18 protein-coding genes and 2 riboswitches are annotated in these 24,002 nt (G+C 29.7%); of the genes, 8 read left to right on the plus strand and 10 right to left on the minus strand.

The window, feature by feature from the left end:
- Window positions 1–66 precede the first annotated feature (66 nt).
- The 3 genes from metH to ACMHJW_RS03385 all read right to left on the minus strand — a co-directional run bounded on the left by metH (window position 67) and on the right by ACMHJW_RS03385 (window position 7,366).
- The gene (metH, locus tag ACMHJW_RS03375) at window positions 67–2,730 is read right to left on the minus strand and encodes a methionine synthase (RefSeq protein ID WP_413532011.1); all 2,664 of its coding nucleotides are present in this window, start codon (window positions 2,728–2,730) and stop codon (window positions 67–69) included.
- A complete protein-coding gene (locus ACMHJW_RS03380; RefSeq protein WP_413532012.1) occupies window positions 2,718–3,716 on the minus strand; it encodes a homocysteine S-methyltransferase family protein in 999 nt (332 codons plus the stop codon). Before ACMHJW_RS03380 ends, metH begins: the two co-directional genes overlap by 13 nt.
- A gap of 43 nt (window positions 3,717–3,759) precedes the next feature.
- A riboswitch (SAM riboswitch) is annotated at window positions 3,760–3,859 on the minus strand.
- A 348-nt stretch (window positions 3,860–4,207) separates the two neighbouring features.
- Entirely contained in the window at window positions 4,208–7,366 is a 3,159-nt protein-coding gene (locus ACMHJW_RS03385; RefSeq protein WP_413532013.1) for a carboxypeptidase regulatory-like domain-containing protein, read from the minus strand.
- Window positions 7,367–7,737: 371 nt separating this feature from the next.
- Window positions 7,738–7,837, plus strand: a riboswitch (SAM riboswitch).
- A 128-nt stretch (window positions 7,838–7,965) separates the two neighbouring features.
- Between ACMHJW_RS03385 and ACMHJW_RS03390 the strand changes: the two genes are divergently transcribed.
- Window positions 7,966–9,147: a homoserine dehydrogenase gene (locus tag ACMHJW_RS03390; RefSeq protein WP_413532014.1), complete on the plus strand. Its 1,182-nt coding sequence runs from the start codon at window positions 7,966–7,968 to the stop codon at window positions 9,145–9,147.
- Window positions 9,148–9,203: 56 nt separating this feature from the next.
- Here ACMHJW_RS03390 and ACMHJW_RS03395 read toward each other — a convergent pair whose 3' ends face one another.
- Together ACMHJW_RS03395 and ACMHJW_RS03400 are read right to left on the minus strand one after the other, a co-directional pair.
- On the minus strand, window positions 9,204–9,650 hold the full coding sequence (locus ACMHJW_RS03395) for a thioredoxin fold domain-containing protein (protein ID WP_413532015.1): 447 nt from the start codon (window positions 9,648–9,650) through the stop codon (window positions 9,204–9,206).
- Entirely contained in the window at window positions 9,650–11,704 is a 2,055-nt protein-coding gene (locus ACMHJW_RS03400; RefSeq protein WP_413532016.1) for a TonB-dependent receptor plug domain-containing protein, read from the minus strand. Before ACMHJW_RS03400 ends, ACMHJW_RS03395 begins: the two co-directional genes overlap by 1 nt.
- A 107-nt stretch (window positions 11,705–11,811) precedes the next feature.
- Here ACMHJW_RS03400 and ACMHJW_RS03405 point away from each other — a divergent pair, with 107 nt between their 5' ends.
- The gene (locus ACMHJW_RS03405) at window positions 11,812–12,468 is read left to right on the plus strand and encodes a metal-dependent transcriptional regulator (protein ID WP_413532017.1); all 657 of its coding nucleotides are present in this window, start codon (window positions 11,812–11,814) and stop codon (window positions 12,466–12,468) included.
- Window positions 12,469–12,520: 52 nt separating this feature from the next.
- Here ACMHJW_RS03405 and ACMHJW_RS03410 read toward each other — a convergent pair whose 3' ends face one another.
- Window positions 12,521–12,886 carry a DUF1573 domain-containing protein gene (locus ACMHJW_RS03410; RefSeq protein ID WP_413532018.1) on the minus strand — a complete coding sequence of 122 codons (366 nt, stop codon included), beginning with the start codon at window positions 12,884–12,886 and terminating at the stop codon, window positions 12,521–12,523.
- 175 nt (window positions 12,887–13,061) lie between these two features.
- Here ACMHJW_RS03410 and ACMHJW_RS03415 point away from each other — a divergent pair, with 175 nt between their 5' ends.
- Together ACMHJW_RS03415 and ACMHJW_RS03420 are read left to right on the plus strand one after the other, a co-directional pair.
- Window positions 13,062–15,683, plus strand: coding sequence for a valine--tRNA ligase (locus ACMHJW_RS03415; RefSeq protein ID WP_413532019.1), 2,622 nt, complete (start codon window positions 13,062–13,064; stop codon window positions 15,681–15,683).
- A gap of 223 nt (window positions 15,684–15,906) precedes the next feature.
- On the plus strand, window positions 15,907–16,545 hold the full coding sequence (locus tag ACMHJW_RS03420; RefSeq protein WP_413532020.1) for a LysE family translocator: 639 nt from the start codon (window positions 15,907–15,909) through the stop codon (window positions 16,543–16,545).
- A gap of 4 nt (window positions 16,546–16,549) precedes the next feature.
- On the opposite strand, the gene ACMHJW_RS03425 is transcribed toward ACMHJW_RS03420, so the two are convergent.
- Entirely contained in the window at window positions 16,550–16,984 is a 435-nt protein-coding gene (locus ACMHJW_RS03425; RefSeq protein ID WP_413532021.1) for a hypothetical protein, read from the minus strand.
- A gap of 278 nt (window positions 16,985–17,262) precedes the next feature.
- On the opposite strand from ACMHJW_RS03425, the gene ACMHJW_RS03430 reads away from it, so the two are divergent.
- The 3 genes from ACMHJW_RS03430 to ACMHJW_RS03440 all read left to right on the plus strand — a co-directional run bounded on the left by ACMHJW_RS03430 (window position 17,263) and on the right by ACMHJW_RS03440 (window position 21,149).
- The gene (locus ACMHJW_RS03430) at window positions 17,263–17,670 is read left to right on the plus strand and encodes an RrF2 family transcriptional regulator (RefSeq protein ID WP_038334449.1); all 408 of its coding nucleotides are present in this window, start codon (window positions 17,263–17,265) and stop codon (window positions 17,668–17,670) included.
- A gap of 111 nt (window positions 17,671–17,781) precedes the next feature.
- On the plus strand, window positions 17,782–19,089 hold the full coding sequence (tilS, locus tag ACMHJW_RS03435) for a tRNA lysidine(34) synthetase TilS (protein ID WP_413532022.1): 1,308 nt from the start codon (window positions 17,782–17,784) through the stop codon (window positions 19,087–19,089).
- Complete coding sequence (locus tag ACMHJW_RS03440; protein ID WP_413532023.1) at window positions 19,083–21,149, plus strand: cytochrome c biogenesis protein CcdA; 2,067 nt, start codon at window positions 19,083–19,085, stop codon at window positions 21,147–21,149. Before tilS ends, ACMHJW_RS03440 begins: the two co-directional genes overlap by 7 nt.
- Before the next feature lie 68 nt (window positions 21,150–21,217).
- Here ACMHJW_RS03440 and ACMHJW_RS03445 read toward each other — a convergent pair whose 3' ends face one another.
- The 3 genes from ACMHJW_RS03445 to ACMHJW_RS03455 all read right to left on the minus strand — a co-directional run bounded on the left by ACMHJW_RS03445 (window position 21,218) and on the right by ACMHJW_RS03455 (window position 23,525).
- Window positions 21,218–21,481, minus strand: coding sequence for a hypothetical protein (locus tag ACMHJW_RS03445; protein ID WP_413532024.1), 264 nt, complete (start codon window positions 21,479–21,481; stop codon window positions 21,218–21,220).
- Window positions 21,469–22,563, minus strand: a complete 1,095-nt coding sequence (locus ACMHJW_RS03450) for a hypothetical protein (protein ID WP_413532025.1) — start codon at window positions 22,561–22,563, stop codon at window positions 21,469–21,471. The genes ACMHJW_RS03445 and ACMHJW_RS03450 overlap by 13 nt, the downstream gene beginning before the upstream one ends.
- A 122-nt stretch (window positions 22,564–22,685) precedes the next feature.
- On the minus strand, window positions 22,686–23,525 hold the full coding sequence (locus ACMHJW_RS03455; protein ID WP_413532026.1) for an aldo/keto reductase: 840 nt from the start codon (window positions 23,523–23,525) through the stop codon (window positions 22,686–22,688).
- Window positions 23,526–23,693: 168 nt separating this feature from the next.
- Between ACMHJW_RS03455 and ACMHJW_RS03460 the strand changes: the two genes are divergently transcribed.
- Entirely contained in the window at window positions 23,694–23,996 is a 303-nt protein-coding gene (locus ACMHJW_RS03460; RefSeq protein ID WP_413532027.1) for a hypothetical protein, read from the plus strand.
- The last annotated feature ends 6 nt before the right edge of the window (window positions 23,997–24,002 follow it).

Raw genomic sequence — 24,002 nt, forward strand, 5'->3', positions numbered from 1 at the left:
CTGTTTTTAATCTTAAAAATTTCGTTAATGAAAATTTATAATTTTTCTTTACTTTTTAATTCTTTTCTATGCTAAATTTGGACTTAACCATCGTTCAGCTTTGTCTAAATCGATTTTTTTGCGCTTAGCAAAATCTTCAATTTGATCCATTTTTATTTTTCCTACTCCAAAATATTTTGCTTCTGGATTTCCGAAATAGTAACCAGAAACAGACGAAACAGGATACATTGCTAAAGAACTTGTTAACTCGATTCCTGCATTTTTTTCGACATCTAATATTTTAAAAATTGTTTGTTTTTCTAAATGATCAGGGCAAGCAGGATAACCAGGAGCAGGACGAATTCCTTTGTATTTTTCGGCGATTAATTCATCATTCGATAATGTTTCATCTTTTCCATATCCCCAAATCTCAGTACGTACATATTTGTGCAAATATTCGGCATAAGCTTCAGCTAAACGATCGGCAATTGCTTTCACCATAATTGAATTGTAATCATCTAAATTTGTTTCGTAAGCTTTGGCTACTTCTTCAATTTCTTGACCAGCAGTTACGGCAAATGCACCGATATAATCTTGTATTTGAGCTTCTTTTGGAGCAATAAAATCAGCAATAGAAATATTTGGTTGTTCTTTCGATTTTTTAGCTTGTTGACGAAGTGTATAAAATTCTTCTATTTTATTATCATTTTCATCAAATAATTCAATCGTGTCATCATTAATTGTATTTGCTTTGAAAAGTCCAAAAACTGCTTTTGGTTTAGCTAAATTTTCAGTTTCAATTTTATTTAACATAGATAAAGCATCAACATATAATTCTTTAGCATTTGTTCCGACAATTTCGTCTTCTAAAATAGCAGGAAATTTTCCGTGTAAATCCCATGTTTTGAAAAATGGTGTCCAATCGATAAAATCTTTTAAATCAGAAACTGTTGCTTTGTGCGTGAAAATTCCTAATTTGTTTGGTTTGAATGGTTTGTTTTCTTCGAAATCTATTTTTAATTTATTTTTTCTTGCATCTTCGATCGATAAATATTCTTTTGATACAGCACGATTTAAGAAACCTTCTCTAATTTTTGTATAATCAGTGGTTGTTTCTGTAAGTAATTCTGATTGTTGATTTCCTATTAATTTTTGACAAATTGTAACAGAACGAGAAGCATCTAAAACATGAATTGCTTTATCATATTCTGGAGCAATTTTCACAGCTGTATGTGCTTTAGAAGTTGTTGCGCCACCAATCATTAAAGGAATATCAAGATTAAGACGTTTCATTTCTTTTGCAACGTGAACCATTTCATCAAGCGAAGGCGTTATCAATCCTGAAAGTCCAATAACATCAACATTATGTTTCTGAGCTTCATCTAAAATTGTTTCCGAAGAAACCATTACACCTAAATCTATAATTTCGAAACCATTACAACTTAAAACGACAGAAACAATATTTTTACCAATATCATGAACATCACCTTTTACAGTTGCCATTAAGATTTTAGAAGGCTCTTTTTCTGTTTTATTTCTAAGTTTTTCTTCTTCTAAAAATGGTGTTAAGTAAGCAACAGATTTTTTCATAACTCGAGCTGATTTCACAACTTGTGGCAAGAACATTTTTCCACTTCCGAATAAATCTCCAACGACATTCATTCCGTCCATTAATGGACCTTCGATAACACGCAAAGGAGAACCAATTTTTTCTAAAGCTTCTGCTGTATCTTCATCAATAAACTCTGTTATTCCTTTTACTAGAGATATTTCAATACGTTTTTCCAAAGGCAATTCACGCCAAGCATCATCTTTCTTTTTTTCTTTTGTAACACCTTTTAGATGTTCTGCAAAATCAATCAAACGCTCTGTTGCATCATCGCGTCTATCTAACAAAACATCTTCAACAAGTTCTAATAAATCTTTTGGAATATCGTCATAAATCTCAATCATTTCTGGATTGACGATTCCCATATCCATTCCGTGCTTTATCGCATGATATAAAAATGCTGTATGCATTGCTTCACGAACAGCATTGTTTCCACGAAAAGAAAATGATACATTCGAAACTCCACCCGAAACTAATGCATGTGGAAGATTTTCTTTGATCCATTTTGTAGCCTCAAAAAAGTCGATTGCATTACGTCGATGTTCGTCCATTCCTGTTGCAACTGGAAAAATATTAACATCAAAAATGATATTTCGTGGATTGAATTTTACTTGATTGACTAAAATATCATATGAACGTTTTACGATTTCTATTCGGCGTTCGTAATTATCAGCTTGACCTTTTTCATCGAAAGCCATAACAACTGTTGCTGCACCATATCGTTTGATTTTCTTTGCATGTTCAATAAACAATTCTTCACCTTCTTTCAATGAAATGGAGTTGACAATTGCTTTACCTTGAACGTTTTTTAAACCAGCTTCGATGATTTCCCATTTCGAAGAATCAATCATGATTGGAACTTTCGAAATATCAGGTTCAGAAGCAACCAAACGCAAAAATTTTACCATAGAAGCAACGCCGTCAAGCATTCCTTCATCCATATTGATGTCGATAATTTGTGCGCCTCCGTCAACTTGATCACGAGCTACTTGAAGAGCTTCTTCAAATTTTTCTTCTTTTATTAATCGTAAGAATTTTTTAGATCCTGTTACATTTGTACGTTCACCAACATTTATGAAGTTAGAATTTTCACGTACAATTAAAGGTTCTAATCCAGAAAGTTGAATTTTTAAGCCTGACATCGTTCACTAATTTTTCGTGGTTCGTATTTCGCTGCTAATTCAGCCATTAATTTGATATGTTCTGGCGTTGTTCCGCAACATCCACCCAAAATATTGACTAATTTTTTATCTAAAAAAGGTTTGATAAAATCTCGCATCATTTCTGGTGTTTCATCATATCCTCCGAAAGCATTTGGTAAACCCGCATTTGGATAAGCACTTACATAAAATGGAGCTTTTTCGGCTAAAACTTCTAAATAAGGAATTAAATCTGTTGCTCCTAAGGCACAATTTAATCCAACAGAAATTAAATCAATATGTTCTAATGAAATAAGGAATGCTTCTGTTGTTTGCCCAGAAAGTGTTCGTCCAGATTTATCTGTAATTGTTCCTGAAGCCATCAATGGAACGTTAATTCCTGTTTTTTCAATTGCATCTTGTATTCCGTAAAATGCCGCTTTAGCATTTAAAGTATCAAAAATTGTTTCGACTAAAAGTGCATCTGCACCAGCTTCTAACATTGTTTTTGCTTGACGATAATAGACATTTGCTAATGTATCGAAATCAACATCTCGGTAACTAGGATTATTAACTTGTGGTGAAATAGAAGCAGTTTTGTTGGTAGGACCTAAAGAACCGACAACTAAACGTGGTTTATCTGGCGTAGAATATTCTTCGCAAGCTTCTTTTGCTAAACGAACTGCTTCGTAATTTAATTCATCAACCAAATCAACCATATCATAATCAACCATTGAAATAATATTGGCATTGAATGTATTTGTTTCAATTAAATCTGCTCCAGCAGCCAAATATTCTTTGTGAATATCTTTTATAATTTGTGGTTGTGTTAAAACTAATAAATCATTATTTCCTTTTAGCGATGTATGAAAATCTTTGAATCGTTCTCCGCGATAATCTTCTTCTTGTAAATTATGCTTCTGAATCATAGTTCCCATTGCGCCATCTAAAATCACGATGCGTTCTTTTAGTATATCGTCTAATTTCATTCTAAATATTTTAAAAACCTTATGGGAAGAATTGTGAAGCAAGTCCTTATCTTTCTCTAATTAGAGTAGGATGTAGCACCCAACTTTACTTTGGGTTGCTAAGATATCGACGGGCCTAATCCCTCCATCTTTCTTCATAAGGTATGAGCAAAATTATCTATTCTTATTAAAATAAAAAAATGATAATGATTAAAATAAATGTTTGTAAAAAAGGAAATAAAAGAAGTTAATCATTATAAATTATGTAATTGTGTTTATTGTTAGAAATGTAGGTTATTTAGAAAAATATCCTATTTAATTTAATAATTTAGGAAATAATATTTTTAAGTTTATTTTATTAAGTTATTATTAGAATAATATTGTAAAATTATCTTCTTTTTAGAGTTTACATAAAAAAAGCTATTTCATTAACTTAGAAATAGCTTTTTTTAATATTTTTTGAAATTAATTGGTTACAATTTCAATTGTTTTTTATGCTTGTTAATAATTCTTTAGAATGCATATCTTAATCCGATTTGAATTTGATACGGGTTTCCAGAGTAAACTGTAGTACCAGCATTTGTATTAATATTATAAACAAATTCTTGTTTATTTGGATCAAAACTTTTTATTGAATAGATGTTTTGTTTTCCTAAGTTTTTAGCGCGTCCCCATTCTTTGTTCATTAAGTTTGCAACGTTAAAAATATCAGTAGAAATTTCAAAACTATGTTTGTTTACAATTTTTATTTTTTTAGATAAACGTAAATCTACATAACCGAAAAATCCGTTAATACCTCCGTTTCTTTCAGCAATTTTACCAAAACTATTTCGGATATATTTTTTTGTACTTTTTTCTACATTAGGATTATCTAAAATTGACTGAATACCATTTTTGATGTAAAGAGGTGTATTAGGATCATTAATATCATATACATAAGCTAAGTCGTTAGAATTAACAAAATCTCCATTCATATTTCCATTTACTCCCAAAGAATATCTTGTTCCTCCAATGGCAGAAAATCTAACTCCTGCATTTATTCCCCAAAAAGTTGGAGTAGTTCCGTAGATAACTACTTTATGACGAAACTGATTGTCAGAATATGTCATTTTACTCAGGTTTCTTGGATCATCATTAACCATTAATGATAATGTAGCAGAGTTGGCAACATTACCATTGAAAGAAGTATTGTCCTTTGTATCGTTCCATGTATAAGAAACTGATAGTTGTCCTTCTTTGTAATAATTCCATGTTCCATCCAACACAAAAGCAAATTGATTAACTTTTCCTTCGCTTACCATTTCTAAGGTACGACCTATTTTATCAGATTTTCTTCCCAACATCCAATCTGTAGCACCATTAGTAGTATTGATAGAATTTGCAGGAACATATACACCACGATTATCTTCTGCTGCAATTCGGAAGAAAGGTTCATCAACCATGTTTCTATCTATGTACATATAGTTATTTCTAGCTAAAGACATGTAAGCGTGAACACCTACTTTGAAACGGTTATTAAAGAAATGAGTAAAAGAAGCATTTGCTTTATAAACTACAGGAACCTTAGCATCAGATGCATTCATATTAATGGTTGAAATCTTAGGAATATTTGGATTGTTGAATAAATCAACTCCTGGAGCAGTCGTAGGATCTTCTCTATAACGAATAAAATTTGGTGTTGGAACTAAATTTCCTTGTACGTCAATAGAAGCAACTTTTGTTCCGTCAAAAACCATATTGTTAATCATTGCATAATTGTTGATGTCTGAGCCAAAAATCCCAGCACCAAAACGGATGATATCTTGTTTATTTTCATTTACATCCCAAGTAAATTGGAAACGAGGTTGAACTTGAAAAGTCTTTAAAACATTATCTGTTCTTAGTCCTAATTCATCATAAACCAATTGATTAAAGTTTCCTTTTTCAAAATAATGAGTGTAATCTAAGCGTAAACCTGTAATTAACTCCAATCCAGGAGCAAGTTTTGTTTGTAGTTGACCATATATTCCTGTAGCTAAAATGTTTTGTTTTACACGATTATCTTTATTTAAATAAACTTCTCTAGCATAACGATAAGGAGTTAAGTTGTCAAAATTATCCAATCCAGTAAAGTAATAACGTCCATTGATTTCACTACCATAAAGAGAATTCATATTTGTGTACATTAAATCAGCTCCTAACGTATAATTTACTTTTTCTGTATTCCAGTAAAGATTATCAGTTACTTGAAAAACATGGTTGTAGAAATTTTCAGGAGAATAACGTTGTCCACCAATTTGAATATTTGTAAAAACATCTTTTCCTCCAACAGAAGATTGAACACGTTCTACAATTGCACGCGGAATATTTGACTGTGGTAATTCTTTATTTGGAGTAGATTCTTCTGCTGTATATAAATGTTGAACTTTTAATTCATTTGTTACTTTTGAATTTATTTTTGTACGTAAACTAGCCATAAAGCTATTATCTACAGATTTTACATCACCAAATACTTCGTATAGATTGATTGTTGTATTATCTCCTAATCCTAAATTGTTTCTATCATTTACGTAATTATTGCGTATAGTCAATAAGTTACTTTCGTTAATTTGCCAATCCAAACGTAAGAATAAAGCATCTGTTCCTCTTTTACGATCAAATTGACCAAACTGTGGTGCCGATGAAACACCATATTTTCTTCTTGCTATATCAACAAAACGATCCAAAGATGTTTGACTTAAATTATATCTTTCTTCATCTTGAAGATTGTGTATATCTGCAATAATTAATGGAGATGAATGCGCTTGATGATCCCAAGCGAAGAAATAATGTAATTTATCTTTGATAATAGGCCCACCTAAAGTGAAACCATATTGATAAGTTGAGAATTTAGAATCTCTCTTATTTGCATTAATATCATATGGACTAGATAACCAATCTGTACGACCAAACATAAATGCACTTCCTGAAAGAGTATTCGTACCAGATTTTGTAACAGTATTAATTGTTCCACCGCCACTTCTTCCATATGTAACATCGTATGCATTTGTCACAACTGAAAATTCACGAACAGATTCCATAGAGATTGCATAAGGACCTCCATTACGATTCGTTGTTCCTCCAGAAGTTGGGTTTTTTGCTGTCATTCCATCAATAGTGAAATTGGTAGATGATGCCAATTGACCAGAAAGATTACTTCCTGAACTTAATGGAGATAAATCTATTAAAGAAGTGAAGTTTCTTCCGTTTACTGGTAAACGTTCAATGTCTTTTGCAGTTACAGAAGTAGAAGATCCAATGTTTTTAATTGTACTTTTTAGTGAGTTTCCTGTAATTTTTACTGCATCTATTTCAATAACATCAGATGAATTAAAATCAAAATCAATTTTAATATCGTCGCCTAGATTTAATTGATATCCATTTTTTATTTGTTCTCCTAATTCATCAGATTGAGCAATAATTGTATAAGGTCCTCCTAATGGCAATTGTTTGAAATAGAATTCTCCCTTTTCGTTTGTCATTGTTGTTGTTGTAAAACCTGTTGATTCATTTTTTACTTCAACTGTAACTGAATGGATTCCTTGTCCATTTTCATTCCTAATTTTTCCAGAGATAGAAGCTTGAGTTCCTTGCCCATAAACACAAATTGTAGATGCTGTTAACATGGCAAGTGTTGTGATTTGTCGTATCATGTAATTTAAATAAGATTGTTATCCTACAAACATAATTTTGCTCTGTAAATTAGACGTTACGATGGAGTTATTGTATTGTTATGAAAGTGTAAAAATTATTAATAAAAAGTTAAATCAAAGCTATATTGTTTAATTTCAAGATCTAATATTATCTTCAATATTTGCTAAATAAAATTATGATTTGTTTTTTAGATTTAAAGATTAAATGTGAAAATAATTTTATTTAAATTATTTTAAAAGAAAATTATTCTAAATAATAATATTAATAACATTATTTATAGAAAATAATAAATAATCGCTGTTAAATAAATTTGGAAATGTTAAATTCTTTCAGTTAAATTTGTCTCCAGAAATAGTTCATTAAAATTTACATTTTATCAAGAAAAGTGGAGGGAAATGGCCCAGAGAAACTTTAGCAACCTGATTCTTAAATCAAGGTGCTAAATCCATCCTTAATCGGAAAGATGAATAAAAACGACTATAAACCAATTATTCAATAATATTACTTATTTTTAAGAATGGTTCAATTGTTTTTATTGCAATTGAACCATTTTTTTCTTCACTTTTCTCTGATAAAAATCAAAAAACAAAAGCATAAAATGAAAAAAATAAATATCGGATTGTTCGGATTTGGAGTTGTAGGAGAAGGAATTTATAAGGTTTTAGAAGAAAAACCACAATTAAATGCAGCGATAAAAAAAATTGTCATTAAAGATGCTTCTAAATCAAGAAATGCTCCGGCTGAATTATTTTCGACAAATGTTGATGATATTTTAAATGATGAAGAAATCAATGTAGTTGTTGAGTTAATTTCGGATGCAGAAGCTGCGCATGATATTATCATTAAGGCTTTTAACAAAGGAAAACATGTTGTGAGTGCGAACAAAAAATTGATTGCAGATCATCATGAAGAATTATTGGATTTGCAAGCGAAAAACAACGTTTCTTTTCTTTATGAAGCTTCTGTTTGTGGTTCGGTTCCGATTATTAGAAATTTAGAAGAATATTTCGATAATGATTTATTGAATTACGTTTCTGGAATTGTAAATGGTACAACAAATTACATTTTGACTAAAATGGCAAATGAAAACGAATCGTACCAAGATGCTTTGAAAGCAGCACAAGAAAGTGGTTTTGCAGAAGCTGATCCAACTGCAGATGTAGAAGGATTTGATTCTGCGAGCAAATTGGCAATTATTACTTTGCATGCTTTTGGTAAAAAGATTGATGTACAAAACGTTATTCGAAAAGGAGTTACTTCGCTAAAAGTTGAAGATTTTAAATACGCTAAAGAAAAAAATTATACAATAAAACTCATAGCAAATTCAAAAATCAATCATCAAACAGGAGAAATAACATCGACAGTTTTACCAACTTTTGTCGATTTGAATAAAACAATTGCTCTTGTAAACAATGAATATAATGGTGTTTTGATTGGAAGTTCGCTTTCGGATGAACAGTTTTTATATGGAAAAGGAGCAGGGCGTTTTCCAACTTCATCAGCTGTTTTGAGTGATATTTCTGCTTTGAGATATGATTATAAATATTCGATTCGAAAATATGAAAATAAGGAAGAAGGAACATTTAATGAAACAGGAAAAAAGCGAATTTATATCGGTTTCGAAAATCAAACAGATGATGTTTCAAATGTTTTTGATGAAATAGAAGAACGTTATCAAAGTAAAAACTATAATCATATTATTGGTTTGATTGATATAGAAAAACTTAAAAAAGAAGAAATTATTGAGAATCCAAAACTTTCAATAATTGCATTTGAGTAAAATTTTGTGATAAAAAAGCCTCAATGTTAATTGAGGCTTTTTATAAAATCTAAAAATTAAGGTTTTTGAAGGTACTTTTTCAATAAAAGTTTGAGTGGTTTATTTTTAATTAATCCATTATATGTCATTTCAATCTTGAAATCTTCTGAGATTAAAACCCAATAAGGATAACTGATTTGTTCATTTTGATCGATAAATTCTTCTAAAAAAGAATGAATTTTTCCATTTGATTTGGGTTCATATTCTTTGTTCAAAAAAATGATTGATTTTTTTGTTTCTGCATCAAATTCAATAAAATAAATCTCATTATCTAAAAGTTGAAGCAATTCATCATCTTTTTTTATTTGTTTCTTTTGAATCATACAGTAACTGCACCAATTTGTAGAAAAATAAAGCAAAATAGGTTTAGGTTTTTTATTAAAATCAGCGTTAAACTTTTCTAATGTAATTTGTGCATTAAGCGTTAATGAGGATAAAAAGAATATGAAATACCAAATTTTCATTAACGTAAATTGTATCGAATTCCAATAAAACCTCTCGTTCCTTGCATTGCTGTATAGCTGTAATCATTCGGTTCGAAAATAACATCATTTCTTCCTTTCGGAGGTTTAACGCTATTTCCTGGTTCTCCAAACGGATCCCACCAACGCGCAATAACATCGCCTTTTGGTAAAACATTGAAGATATTTTTGATTCCGCCATATATTTCAATATTATTTTTAAATGATTTGGTAAGTTGAATATTAGCAATAAAAGTTGGTTTAGAATATTCTGGACGATAATCGTTTTCTACTCGAGGTAATTTCATTTTATCATTGTAATTCGCCGTAAAATCCATTGCGAAACCTTTTTTGAAAGTATAACTTGCTAAGAAATTTCCAGACCATTTTGGAGCATGATATTGTACTTCTTTTTCTCCATTTTCTCTTTTGTAAACATCCATATAAGTTGCACCAAGCATAACTTTTAGTGGAAAATCGAAAGTTGCATCTATATTTAAAGATAAACCTTTAGAAATAGCATGTCCATCTAAATTATCATAAATAATTTTTGTTTCGTCTGTATCTGTATCAGCAATAATTTTATTTGTAAAATAAGAATAGAATGTTGTAAAATCAAAGTTTAAAGCAGCAAATGAAATTGGTAATTTAAAAACATAATTGATGTTTCCATTATAGGATTTTTCAGGTTTTAATTCATGTTCAAACACCACTTGTCTTGCTCCAGTAAGAGCGCGATGATCTTCCGTAAAAACATTTACAACTCGAAATCCTGTACCAAAACTTGCTCTTAAAGTATGATGAGAAGAAGGTGAAAATTTGTAAGCTATTCTTGGTGAATGAATCCCTTTGTGTGTTTTATCATAATCGAATCGATAACCAACTAAAAGTTTATTTTCTTTATTTAATGTCCATTCATCTTGTACAAAAACCCCAGGAATAGGAGTGTTCATTGGGTTATTTTTGATTAGGTTATTATCTTCATCATATTCGCCAGTTCCTCTTGTATTGTCATCGTAATATGTATATTTAAAAGAAGATCCTAAAAGCAAACTATGTTTTCCTATTATTTTATCCCAATATGCTTGAGCAAATATAACTTGTTGTTTTCCTTGATAAGATTCTGTACCATAAAATGAATTTTGTTGATGAAAATTATAAGAAAATTGAGTCATAATTTTTTCTTTGAAAGGCAATTGATACATTCCTATTGCTTCAACACGATTTGTCATAATACTTTCAGCATAAACTTCATCGTCTCCTCGGTGAAGTTTTCGTTTCCAATTCATTTGTCCTCCCCATCTGTCTTCGTATAAATAACGTAATGCAACCGATGCAGCTCTATTTTCTTTGCGTTCAAAATCAAATTTGTTGAATAATGTTATACGATCTTGTAATGTTACATCTGTAAAACCATCATTGTTCTTATCTTTTTTATTACCATATTTGAAGTAATTAAAGCCAAATAAACTATTTACATTTTTTCCTAATTTGTATTTATATCCTCCATCAAGATTTGTTTCCAGCCAAGTTGTGGTAAAAGCATCTAATGATAATTTTGGAGCAGATTTAGGTGATTTCGTAATTACATTAATTATTCCACCCATTGCTTCTGTTCCATAAAGAGAAGAAGCAGGTCCTTTCACAACTTCTATTCGTTCTACTAAAGAATTTGGAATTCCACTCAATCCATAAACGGTTGATAAAGAAGAAACAATCGGCATTCCATCAATCAAAATCATAGTATACGGACCTTCCATTCCGTTGATATGAATATCTCCTGTATTACAAACATTACAATTTAATTGAGGTTGAACACCATTTATCAATTGTACAGCATCAAATAATGATGGAGTTGGATTTTTTTGAAAAAATTTTGGCGTGTAGATTTCTATTGGAACAGGACTTTCCGATTTTTTTACAGCTTTCATTGTTCCTGTAACAACAATTTCATCCAAATTTTCAGATGAATCTTTTTCATTAATGCTATCTTTTTGTTCTTGTGCATTGGATAGAATAGAAGTAAGGGCAATAATTAAATAAAGTTTTGTTTTCATTATATAAAATAAATTTCTTTTAAATTTAAAAGTTAGGCAAATCTAACAATAATATTTTAAAATAAAACTTTTGTGTATAAATAAATCTTTCAACTATATTTGTTCTTATGAATTCACTGGTCGAAGAAAATTATTTGAAAGCACTATTTCATTTATCAAAAAATGGTAATGGAGAAGTAAACGTGAAAGATTTGAGTAAGCATTTAGAAATAAAAATGCCTACTGTAAATAGTATGATGAAAAAACTAGCTGAAAAAGATTTAGTTATTTACGAATCCTATAAACCTCTTCGTTTGTCGGATAAAGGGAGACTAAAAGCATCTTTAATCGTAAGAAAACATCGTTTAACTGAAATGTTTTTAGTAGAAAAAATGGGATTCGGTTGGGAACAAGTTCATGAAATTGCGGAGCAAATAGAACATATTCAAAGTCCTATTTTTTTCGATAAAATGGATGAATTATTAAATTACCCAAAACTAGATCCGCATGGTTCACCAATTCCTGATAAGGATGGAAAATTTGATCAAGTGAATTATAAGAAGTTATCAGAATTTCGACAAGGAGATCTAGTTGAGATTTGTGCTGTAACTGGTTCTTCTGATGAATTTTTAAAATATTTGAATTCTAAGAATATTCAATTAAATGATAAAATAAAAATTATTTCTGTAGAAGATTTTGATGGTACAATGACTGTAGAATTTGTTGATACTAAAATAAATGAAACGTTTAGTAGTCACGTAACATCGAGGTTATTAGGTAAATAAAAATATAAAAATAATCAAAAAAGAGCAAGTTATTAAACTTGCTCTTTTTTGATTATTCAGCTTTACCTTTTATTCTAAAAATTTTACGAGATGAAGCAGGGTCATTTGATGAAATGGTTACAGATTTATTGAAATCTCCTGCAATAGCTCCACTTGAGTACTTAACTGTAATATCAGCAGAACTTCCTGGTGCAATAGGAGTTTTAGGATATTCAGGTACTGTACAACCACAAGAACCGACAACACTTTTAAGTATTAAAGGTTTATCTCCTGTATTCGTAACTTTTATTTTAGAAGTTACTTCTGTATTCAACTTTATATTTCCAAATTGAATTTCTTCTTTTTCTAAACTAAGTGTTTGTGCAAATAAACTTGAAAAGCCTAAAGCAAAAACGCCTATAAACATTAATTTTTTCATGATGATAATTAGTTTATATTCAAATGTACAAAAGAATTTGATTTAAATAAAATCATACGATGTTTTAATACAAATAATGTTCCAAGATAAGCTTATATTAAATTTTAATAAACTAGGCAGTTTAAGAGAGATTATGTAAATTTGCCCAAATTTGTTTTTAAGTCATAAATAAATAATGGAAATCGCATCAAAATATACGCCTACAGAGGTTGAAGGAAAATGGTATGAATACTGGATGGAGAAAAAATATTTTAAATCTACTCCAGATCAAAGAAAAGCTTATACAATTGTAATACCACCACCAAACGTCACAGGAGTCTTGCACATGGGACACATGTTGAATAATACAATTCAAGATGTGTTGATTCGTCGTGCTCGTATGAGAGGATATAATGCATGTTGGGTGCCAGGAACAGACCATGCTTCAATTGCTACTGAAGCAAAAGTTGTTGCGAAATTAAAAGAAGAAGGTGTTTCTAAATTTGATATTGGTAGAGAAGAATTCCTTAATCACGCTTGGGATTGGACACATAAACATGGTGGAATTATCTTAGATCAATTAAAGAAATTAGGTGCTTCTTGTGATTGGGATCGTACAAAATTTACAATGGATCCAGATTTATCAGAATCTGTACAACGTGTTTTTGTTGATTTATATAATAAAGGATTAATTTACCGCGGATATCGTATGGTGAATTGGGATCCAGAAGCGAAAACAAATATTTCTGATGAAGAAGTTATTTATAAAGAGAAAAATGGAAAATTATTCTATTTAAAATATCAAGTTGTAGGTTCACATAAATATATTGTTGTTGCTACAACTCGTCCCGAAACTATTTTTGGAGATACTGCAGTATGTATTAATCCAAACGATGAACGTTATCAATGGCTAAAAGGTCAAAAAGTAATTGTTCCTATTGTTGGTCGTGAAATAAACATTATCGAAGATGAATATGTTGATTTAGAATTCGGTACAGGATGTCTAAAAGTAACACCAGCCCATGATACAAATGATTATGAATTAGGTAAAAAACATAATTTAGAATTCATTGATATCTTTACTGATGATGCAAAATTGAACGATTATGGAATGCAATATGCAGGAATGGATCGTTTCAAAGTTCGCAAAGAAATCGAAAAAGAATTAGAAGAAAAAGGTTTACTTGAAAAAGTAGAAGATTATAAAAATAATGTAGGAACATCTGAAAGAACAGGAGTTGTTATTGAACCAAAAATTTCAAATCAATGGTTCTTGAAAATGACAGATTTAGCAAAACCTGCATTAGACAATGTAATGAACGATACTATTAAATTTCATCCTGCGAAATTTAAAAATACGTATCGTAATTGGATGGAAAATGTAACTGATTGGAACATTTCGCGCCAATTATGGTGGGGACACCAAATTCCAGCATTTTTCTATGGAGATGGAAACGAAGATTTCGTTGTTGCTTTAACAAAAGAAGAAGCTTTACCATTAGCACAAGAAAAAACAGGAAATGCAAATTTAACAATTGAAGATTTACATCAAGATGAAGATGCTTTAGATACTTGGTTTTCTTCTTGGTTATGGCCAATTTCAGTTTTCAATGGAATTAATGAACCAGAAAACGAGGAAATCAACTATTATTATCCAACACAAGATTTAGTAACAGGACCAGATATTATTTTCTTCTGGGTTGCTCGTATGATTGTAGCTGGATATGAATATCGTGATCAATTACCTTTCGAAAATGTATATTTTACAGGAATTGTTCGTGATAAACAAGGACGTAAAATGTCAAAATCATTAGGAAATTCTCCAGATCCTATCGAATTGATGAATGAATATGGCGCAGATGCAACACGTATGGGAATGTTGTTAACAGCTCCTGCTGGTAACGATTTACCTTTCGATGTTGATTTGTGTTTACAAGGACGTAATTTTGCCAATAAAATTTGGAATGCTTTCCGCTTAATCAAAGGATGGGAAGTAAAAGAAGATTTAGAACAAACTTCTGCTCAAGCTAAAGCAGTTGAATGGTTCGAAAATAAATTCCAACAAACATTAACAGATATCGAGCATAACTACGATCAATATCGTTTATCAGATTCGTTAATGGCAATTTACAAATTAATTTGGGACGATTTCTGTTCTTGGTATTTAGAAGCGATAAAACCAACTTTTGGAGAACCAATTGATGCTAAAACATACAAAGCAACTATTACATATTTAGAAAATGTATTAAAAGTTTTACATCCATTTATGCCTTTCTTAACAGAAGAAATTTGGCATTTAATCGCTGAAAGAACTGATGAAGAAGCATTAATTATTTCTAAATATCCAGAAGTTTCTTCTTTCAATGAAGAAATTATTAAAAATTTCGAAAATACAAAAGAAGCAACAACAGCAATTCGTGGTTTACGTTCAGAAAAAGGAATGTCACCAAAAGAAGCTTTAGAAGTTTTTGCTGATGCACAAGCAGCGAATGAAATTTATGTTGATGTATTTTCTAAATTAGGGAATGTATCTAATTTCAATACAGGAGATAAACCAGAAAAAGGTTTTGCTTTCCGTGTTGGTACATTAGAATTCATGGTTCCAATGTCAGATAATATCGATATCGAAGCAGAACGTGAGAAATTACAAAAAGAATTAGAATATAATCAAGGATTTTTAAATTCTGTTCGTAAAAAATTATCAAACGAAAAATTTGTTGCTGGAGCGCCAGAACAAGTTATCAATGCAGAACGTAAAAAAGAAGCAGATGCTTTAGCGAAGATTACTCAAATTGAAGAGCAATTAGCAGCTTTGTAATTTTTTATTAAAATAAGATTTTTAAAACCACTTCAAATTCGAAGTGGTTTTTTTGTTAGTTATAATGATATATTAAAGCAGAATATTACTATTTTCAATAATATATTTGAAGAAAAAAAGTAGTTTATCATTAATTTATAATTAGAATATAATTCTAAATCAAAAATATCAAATAAGAATCCTTAAATTTGCAGACTTTTATGATGAATCAGAATAAAAATAAATGCAATATATAGAACTACTTTTAATCGGAATTTTTACAGCTTTTATAGGATCATCCATTCCAGGATTGTTGAATATGACTGTGGTGAAAATTGGTAAACAAGAAGGCGTAAAAAGTGCATATACTTTTATCTCTGGAACTACGATTACGATTGGTATTCAAGTTTTTTTAGCAATATTTTTAGCAAAATTTATTGATTTTAATGAAAAGGTAACTCAAATTTTCAGAGAAATTGGATTAGCTGTTTTTGTAATCATTACAATTTATTTCCTGTTTTTTGCCAAAAAACAAGATCAAAAAAAGGAAAATAAAAAACTAAAACAACAAGGCGATGTAAAACAAAAAAATAAATTCATGTATGGACTATTATTATCAGCGGTTAATATATTTCCAATACCATTTTATGTTTTTTTGAGCGCGACTTTAGTTTCATATAACATCTCAGTTTTTGGCCAACCAAATAGTTCAATTTTTGCTTTGGGAGTTGTGATTGGCTCGATAATGATTTTTGGATTATATCTGAAATTTTTCAATTCAAAATCCGAAGAAGATTCGTTTATTCTAAAGAATATCAATTATGTAATAGGAGGAATAACAAGTGTCATTTCTCTATTGACGATTTATCAACTTTTTCAATAAAAAATTAATTCAAATTTGATTTTGGATGAGCGTATTTAATCAGATATTGCATAACATCGTCACATTCTTTTCCTTCTAAAATATAACTCAAAATATCTTCTATTAATTCATCAATAATTTGAGGATTAAATTCAAATTTTTTAGCCAGATCAATACAAATTGCCTTTTCATTTTGATGAATATTCAAATCAATAACCATTAGCAAAACAGCATCATATAACAAAGAAAGTCGGTCTGTAAATGTTTTAGGTAAAGAAAAATCAAACTTTGTATTGTTATTCAAAATCAAACTTACATCTTTTGCGGAAAGTTTATGAAATTTTGCAATGTCAGAAATAATTTGAATTTCCTTTTCATTCAAATTTCCGTCACTTTTACCAATAATAAATAAATTTTTGATGTGATTTAATTTATCAATCAAAGTAAGACTATTTCTCATTTTGGATTTTTTTGTGGTTTAAAAATACTTAAAAAATATTAGTCTGTTAACAGTTCAAAATTTTTAAAACTTTATAGTTTAAACGTAAATAAAAGAGATTTATGATAATAGAAGAAGAGAAAATATGAAATTATAAAAATCTTATTGTTTCTACAATTTTATAACTTAAAGATAATTTATTTTTTTAGAAATATTTTTAATATCTCGCTTCAACGTTTTAGTTTTATATTTGTTTTATACAATAATCAACGTTATTTTTGTAGGTAAATCTTATCGAATTGTTATCAAAAAAGACAAAATACGGACTAAAAGCAATGGCTCACTTGGCCAGACAAGAAAGTAATAAACCAGTTTTAATTGGACAGATTTCTGAAACAGAAGTTATTCCGAAAAAATTTCTAGAAGCTATTTTGTTGGATTTAAAAAAGTTAGGTTTTGTTAATTCAAAGCAAGGAAAAGGAGGAGGATATTATTTAGCTCGCGATGCAAAAGATATAAGTTTAGCTTCTTTGATTCGTGTTTTAGAAGGTCCAATCGCACTTTTGCCTTGTGTGAGTAAAAATTACTATGAAAAATGTGATGATTGTCCTAACGAAGGAGTTTGTACATTGAACAAAGTAATGGTTGAATTGAGAGATTCGACTTTAGAAATTCTTGAAAATAAATCTTTAGAAAGTTTAAAATAAATCTTCAGCCTGAGTTTTTCAGGCTTTTTTATTGGGAAATTTTATAAGAACAATGAAAAAAAGTATAACTCTTTTTCAAGAATTCTTTCTAATTTCGAACATTTGAATTTCATGAAAAACAAATCAATACAACAAGAGTTTAAGGAACTTTTAGAGCAACATTCTTTTTCTACACATCGTTATTTATTAGCAATTAGTGGAGGAATTGATAGTATGGTTTTGTTGGATTTATTCCGTCAAACTTCTTCTAATTTTCAAGTTGCGCATTGCAATTTTCAGTTGCGAGGAGAAGATGCAAATGGAGATGAAATGTTTGTAAGAGAATATTGTGGAAAATATAATATTCCATTTCATTCAGTTCGTTTTGATGTTGCTGCTTATCAAAAAACAGGAAATTATTCGGTAGAAATGGCTTGTCGCAATTTGCGTTATGATTGGTTTGAACAAATTCAACAACAAAATCATTTGGATGTTTTGGTAACCGCTCATCATTTGGATGATAATATCGAAACTTTTTTGATTAATCTTTCTAGAGGAACAGGATTGAAAGGTTTGGTTGGAATGCAAATAGATAATGGAAAAATATTTCGTCCGCTTTTAAATTTTACAAAAAATGATTTGCTGAATTACGCAAAATCAAATGAGATAAAATGGCGAGAAGACGATTCGAATGCAACGGATGAATATACCAGAAATAAGATTCGACATCATATAACACCAATTTTAAAAGAACTTCATCCAAAGTTTGATGAGAATTTTTTGTCGAGTTTAAATCATATCAGCGATAATTATCAAATTATACAAAATAAAGTCGAAGAAATTAGAAGTAATTTATTTTCAGGTGATAATCCAATTAAAATTGAAATATCAGCCTTGAAAAAACTTCAACCTTTAGAAACTTTTTTACATTATTTGTTCGAAAAATATGGATTTTATTCGAGTAAAGAAATTTTAAAATTTCTAGATGCAGATACAGGAAGAGAAATAAAATCAGCAACTTATCGATTAATTAAAAATCGAGAAAATTTGTTGTTAGAAAAAATCAAACATGAAAATGATGATGAATTAACGATTTTTGGGGAGTTAATTGAAATCAATTCGTTAAATTTGAAGTTCGTGAAATCGAAAAATCCTGACGAAAATGCTACTGAAATAGTAGACTTTACAACAATTTTATTTCCGCTTAAACTTAGAAAAGTGAAGGAGGGAGATTTCTTTTATCCAATTGGAATGAAAGGTCAAAAAAAATTGTTGAGCAAGTTTATGAAAGATCTGAAACTTTCTAAGTTAGAAAAAGAGAAAGTTTTGTTGCTTTGTGACCAAAAAGATCAAATTATTTGGGTAGTAAATTATCGTTTGGATGAACGTTTTAAAACGACAGAAACAAGTAAAAACTTTTTAAACATTACAGTATGTTAAAGAAACTTTGGATACTTTTTTTGTTTCCAATTTTAATCAACGCACAATTATTTAGTCCTGCAAAATGGTCGAGTTCGGTGAAGGAGGTTGGGCAAAATGAGTTTGAAATCGAGGTAACAGGAAAAATTGATAAAGGTTGGCATCTTTATTCAATGAAACATCCTGATGGAGGAATTGGTATTCCGGCAAGTGCATCATTTAAGCCAGCTGCAAATGCAAAATTAATTAACGGAACAAGAGAAGTTGGAAAACGTATAGATAAATACAGCCAAATTTTTGAACAAGATGAAAAATATTACGAAAATCAAGTAAAATTTGTTCAAAAAGTAAAAGTTTCAGGAGATAAACCTACAAATGTTTCTTACACAATTGAATTTCAAATGTGTGATGCAGAACGTTGTTTGCCTCCAGATGAAACTAGCGGAACAATAAAATTGACTCCTTCTGCTAAAGTTGAAGAAACGAAGGAAGATGTAAAACCAGAAGAAGTTAAGCAAGCAAAAGATTCTGTTGTCGTAAACGAAATCGCTCAAGATTCTGTACATCAAGATTCAGCAGCAGTTGTTACAACAACACAACAAGATACGATTAAGAAAGTCGATAATTCATTATTAGCAGATAATGAGAAAAAAGATAATAGTTTATTGAAAATATTTTCTTTAGGATTTTTAGGAGGATTAGCTGCATTATTAATGCCTTGTATTTTCCCTATGATTCCTTTGACTGTAAGTATGTTTACAAAACAAAGTAAATCGAAAGGAGAAGGAGTTGGAAAAGCCTTTGTTTATGGTTTATCAATTATTATAATTTATGTTGCATTAGGTTTATTAGCGACTTTAATTTTTGGACCTTCTGTTCTAAATGAAATGTCAACGAATCCTTGGGTTAACTTAGCATTTTTTGCAATTTTTATTGTATTTGCAATTTCATTTTTCGGTGCTTTTGAACTAACATTACCAAGTAAATGGATTAATGCAGCAGATAAAGGAGCAGATAAAGGAGGATTAATCGGAATCTTCTTTATGGCATTCACATTAGCTTTAGTTTCATTCTCTTGTACAGGACCAATTATTGGTTCGTTATTAGTACAAGCAACACAAGGAGGAAACTATTATTCTTTAATGGTAGGAATGTTTGGTTTTTCCTTAGCATTAGCCATTCCATTTACATTATTTGCAATGTTCCCAGGTTGGTTAAATTCAATGCCAAAATCTGGCGGATGGTTAAATACAATCAAAGTTTCATTAGGATTTATTGAATTAGCTTTTGCTTTAAAATTCTTATCAAATGCAGATTTAGTTTGGCAAATGAATTGGTTACCAAGAGAAATTTTCTTAGCATTTTGGATTGCGATTTTCTTCTTCTTAGGTTTATATCTTTTAGGTAAATTTAGATTAGAATTAGATTCGCCTGTACAAACAATTGGCGTTCCGAGAATGTTATTTGCATTAGTTTCAATAACATTTGCTATTTATATGATTCCAGGTTTATGGGGAGGACCATTAAAATTATTAAGTGGTTTAACACCGCCAATGACATATTCCGAAGCTCCGCGTGGTTTTCACGAAGGTATTGGAGGACAAATAACAGCTAAATTTGATGATCCGAATATGGTTGCAGGACCACATGGAATTCCTGCTTTCAAAGATTTTGATGAAGCTGCAACATATGCAACGAAAGTTGGTAAACCAATGTTGTTAGATTTTACAGGACATGCGTGTGCAAATTGCCGTAAAGTTGAAGAACGTGTTTGGAGCGACGAGCGTGTAAAGAAAATATTGGCTGAAGATGTTGTTTTAGTTTCATTGTATGTTGATGAAGCAAAAGAATTACCAGAAGATCAAAAAGTATATTCAAAAGCATTAGATCGCAACTTAAAAACAGTTGGTAATAAATGGACATCTTTCGAGATTGAACATTTTCAGGCAAATGCTCAACCTTATTATATTTTGGTTGATAAAGATTTAAAACGTTTTTCTAAACCTTTGGAAGCTGAGCTTAATGTAGAAGTTTACTTAAAATGGTTGCAAGACGGAATTGCAAAGTACAAAGCAAAATAATAAAGCATAAAAAAAGATTCTGAATAATTTCAGAATCTTTTTTTATTTAAAAAGTGAAAATAGTTTAATTACATATTTTCTAACATCATGATGATTTCACTTTCTATGCGCTGCATTATTTCTGGAGAAATCTCGATTTGATGTTCTACATTTTCAATCGTTTTATATTTTAATTCTCCTGTTTTCAAATTCAAATTATATTCAATTTGTCCTTCCCAAGAATTACTCGATTCATAAAATGAAATGATTTCGAAAGGCAATCTTGGCAAAAGATCACCAAAATGTTCATCTAATTTATTTCGATTTTCTTGATTAATAGTTAGTTTTTCCATCCTTTTATAATCATTGCATTTGCGGCAGTTTCGTAAAAAATAATCGCTAAAAGTTGTAGAAATTCAGCATGATTTAGTTTTCCATCGACTACTTCATCAATTGATGTTTCATAATATTCTTCAATTGTTTTGGTCATCAAAGCTTTGAAATTTTCTAATGGAATATTTTGATCTTTTAATTCTTTTAATAAATAATTATCCGAAGCTAAAAAGTCAGGGCGAGTTCCAAAAATAGGAGATTTACGAATATTTAGCGCATTATGAAAAGTTTGCGAAATCAAAACTCCACGTTCCAATTCTTCGAATTCCCAACCTTTACGAACTCTTCTCGGATTATTTTCATAGAAAATATGATTGTGAAAAGCATGAATATGTTTCGCAATATCTGTATTAGTATGCAAATAAAGAAACTGCAAAATAGAACTAAACAAATGATTCGCATTTAGATTTGCAGGATAATATGTATACAATAATGGATAATGAAACAAAGTTGTGTACAATGGAGAAAAACTATCAATAATGTTTAAATTCAGCACATTTATTCCTTCGAAATCTAGTTTTTGATTTGTTTGATAATAATTAATTCCCGCCAAATAAATATCATCATAACTCAAATCAAACTGATTTAGATATGCTCCAATTTGTTTGAAAAAAGATGTATTTAGATTATGATTTGTAATTAATTTATATGGTTTTCCTTCGAATTCTGGAATGAAATCTATCTTAAACTCTGACTTTAATTCATCTTTGATAACTTTATCAAAATCAAATGATTTCTTTCTTATTATATTAACGTAAATTTCGTTGTAAGTATAAATAATTTGTTTAATTGGTGTTGTATCCAAAGCTTCAAAAGGATTGATATCTGTATTTGGCGAAGCGTATAATGTAAACAAACGACGAAATTCTTGCTGAATTTTTTCTTCTTCCGCAAACATATTCATCAATTGATTAGTATTTGCAGCAATAATACTTTCTCCCAAAAAGAATAAAATACCAGCTTTTAAATCTTCATCAAAACCACATCTTTCTAGGGTTTGATCAAAATAAGTTTTGAATGGATGTTCAGGATTTTGGCTCATATCGAATAAATTTATTTTATCTTTAAAAAAGTAAAAGTATTCATTTTTTGAAGATTTGAAATGAAAAAACCTCTGCAAATGAGAGGTTTTTAAAATTTATTTTAGTGAATATGTTTAACGTATTAAAATTCAACTGTTGAAGAATTCAATCCAGAAAAACCATCAGCTGGCATTTCATCAATTGCTTTTATATCTTCTTGGTTCAAATTAAAGTTTGTAGAAGATAAATTCGCTTCAATATTTTTTTCTGAAGAGGAGCGAGGAAGTGGTAAAATATCTTTTGCTAAACAATAATTAATACAAATTTGACCAACCGAAACATTGTATTTATCAGCTAAAGAAACGATTAATTCGTTTTCCAAAATTCTTCCAGAGCCTAAAGGGCTCCAAGCTTCGATTAATAGATTGTGTTGTTTACAAAAATCCACTAATTCTGGCTGAGAATGACCTGGATGAAACTCAATTTGATTGACCATAGGTTTTATTTCAGCTGTTTCCAACAAAGCTTCCAAATGATTGATATTAAAATTACTAACACCAATTGCTTTTGCTTTTCCAGATTTGTAGATTTCTTCTAAAGCACGCCAAGTTCCTTCATTTTGTTCTTTCCAATTTTCTGGAAATTGAGTTTCGTTTGCTGGCCAATGAATTAAATATAAATCCAAATAATCAGTTTGTAAATCTGCTAAAGTTTGCTCAAATGCAGCCATTGCTTTTTCGTAACCACGCTCTGTATTCCAACATTTAGAAGTAATAAATAATTTATTACGTTCTATGTTTTCAGCCTTCAAAACATCTCCAATTTCTTTTTCGTTTTTGTAAATTGCTGCTGTGTCAATATGTGTATATCCTTTTGCTAAAGCTATTTTAAGAGGTTCTATAACTTTTTCACCTTCCAATAACCATGTTCCGAATCCAATTGCAGGAATTTCGATTCCGTTTGATAGTTTAAAGTTTTTCATTTTTTAGAAATTTATATCTTCAAATTTATCTTAAAACAATCAATTTCAATAATTAGTTGACGTTAATTCTTATGTTAAAACTCATTTATAGAAATCTTAAATTTAATTGTTTGTTTATAAAATAGTTCTATATTTATTCTTGAAAAGTGATAGAAAAAAATTATTGAAATGGCACAATTTACAGGTACGATTGAGGATTTTATGAATACACATGAAGAATTTATAAATGATTTGATTCTGAAAAAAATCAATAAACAAGTTGTATTAGATATTGAAGAAGTGAAAGATATTCACCAAAATGAATTGATTCAACAAAAATTAGATGATTTAAAAGAACATATCGCAGATTTGTTCGAAAATGAATTTGGTGATTGGGAAATTACAATGGATTTAGAATCTTTTGAGCAAGAATTCGAACAACATTTCCATATTTCGAAACAAGAATTGGATGATCATGTTTTATTAAAATAGGAGATT

It is taken from the genome of Empedobacter brevis, from assembly GCF_965118635.1.
Taxonomy (GTDB): Bacteria; Bacteroidota; Bacteroidia; order Flavobacteriales; family Weeksellaceae; genus Empedobacter; species Empedobacter brevis_A.

Excerpts from the sequence above, each read along its gene's own strand:
- ACMHJW_RS03445 (WP_413532024.1), bottom strand. The coding sequence starts at position 21,481 with ATGGAAAAACTAACTATTAATCAAGAAAATCGAAATAAATTAGATGAA.
- ACMHJW_RS03405 (WP_413532017.1), top strand. The coding sequence starts at position 11,812 with ATGAATTCACTGGTCGAAGAAAATTATTTGAAAGCACTATTTCATTTA.
- tilS (WP_413532022.1), top strand. The coding sequence starts at position 17,782 with ATGAAAAACAAATCAATACAACAAGAGTTTAAGGAACTTTTAGAGCAA.
- ACMHJW_RS03420 (WP_413532020.1), top strand. The coding sequence starts at position 15,907 with ATGCAATATATAGAACTACTTTTAATCGGAATTTTTACAGCTTTTATA.
- ACMHJW_RS03455 (WP_413532026.1), bottom strand. The coding sequence starts at position 23,525 with ATGAAAAACTTTAAACTATCAAACGGAATCGAAATTCCTGCAATTGGA.
- ACMHJW_RS03390 (WP_413532014.1), top strand. The coding sequence starts at position 7,966 with ATGAAAAAAATAAATATCGGATTGTTCGGATTTGGAGTTGTAGGAGAA.
- ACMHJW_RS03415 (WP_413532019.1), top strand. The coding sequence starts at position 13,062 with ATGGAAATCGCATCAAAATATACGCCTACAGAGGTTGAAGGAAAATGG.
- ACMHJW_RS03450 (WP_413532025.1), bottom strand. The coding sequence starts at position 22,563 with ATGAGCCAAAATCCTGAACATCCATTCAAAACTTATTTTGATCAAACC.
- ACMHJW_RS03440 (WP_413532023.1), top strand. The coding sequence starts at position 19,083 with ATGTTAAAGAAACTTTGGATACTTTTTTTGTTTCCAATTTTAATCAAC.
- ACMHJW_RS03380 (WP_413532012.1), bottom strand. The coding sequence starts at position 3,716 with ATGAAATTAGACGATATACTAAAAGAACGCATCGTGATTTTAGATGGC.
- ACMHJW_RS03400 (WP_413532016.1), bottom strand. The coding sequence starts at position 11,704 with ATGAAAACAAAACTTTATTTAATTATTGCCCTTACTTCTATTCTATCC.
- metH (WP_413532011.1), bottom strand. The coding sequence starts at position 2,730 with ATGTCAGGCTTAAAAATTCAACTTTCTGGATTAGAACCTTTAATTGTA.
- ACMHJW_RS03425 (WP_413532021.1), bottom strand. The coding sequence starts at position 16,984 with ATGAGAAATAGTCTTACTTTGATTGATAAATTAAATCACATCAAAAAT.
- ACMHJW_RS03395 (WP_413532015.1), bottom strand. The coding sequence starts at position 9,650 with ATGAAAATTTGGTATTTCATATTCTTTTTATCCTCATTAACGCTTAAT.
- ACMHJW_RS03385 (WP_413532013.1), bottom strand. The coding sequence starts at position 7,366 with ATGATACGACAAATCACAACACTTGCCATGTTAACAGCATCTACAATT.
- ACMHJW_RS03410 (WP_413532018.1), bottom strand. The coding sequence starts at position 12,886 with ATGAAAAAATTAATGTTTATAGGCGTTTTTGCTTTAGGCTTTTCAAGT.
- ACMHJW_RS03460 (WP_413532027.1), top strand. The coding sequence starts at position 23,694 with ATGGCACAATTTACAGGTACGATTGAGGATTTTATGAATACACATGAA.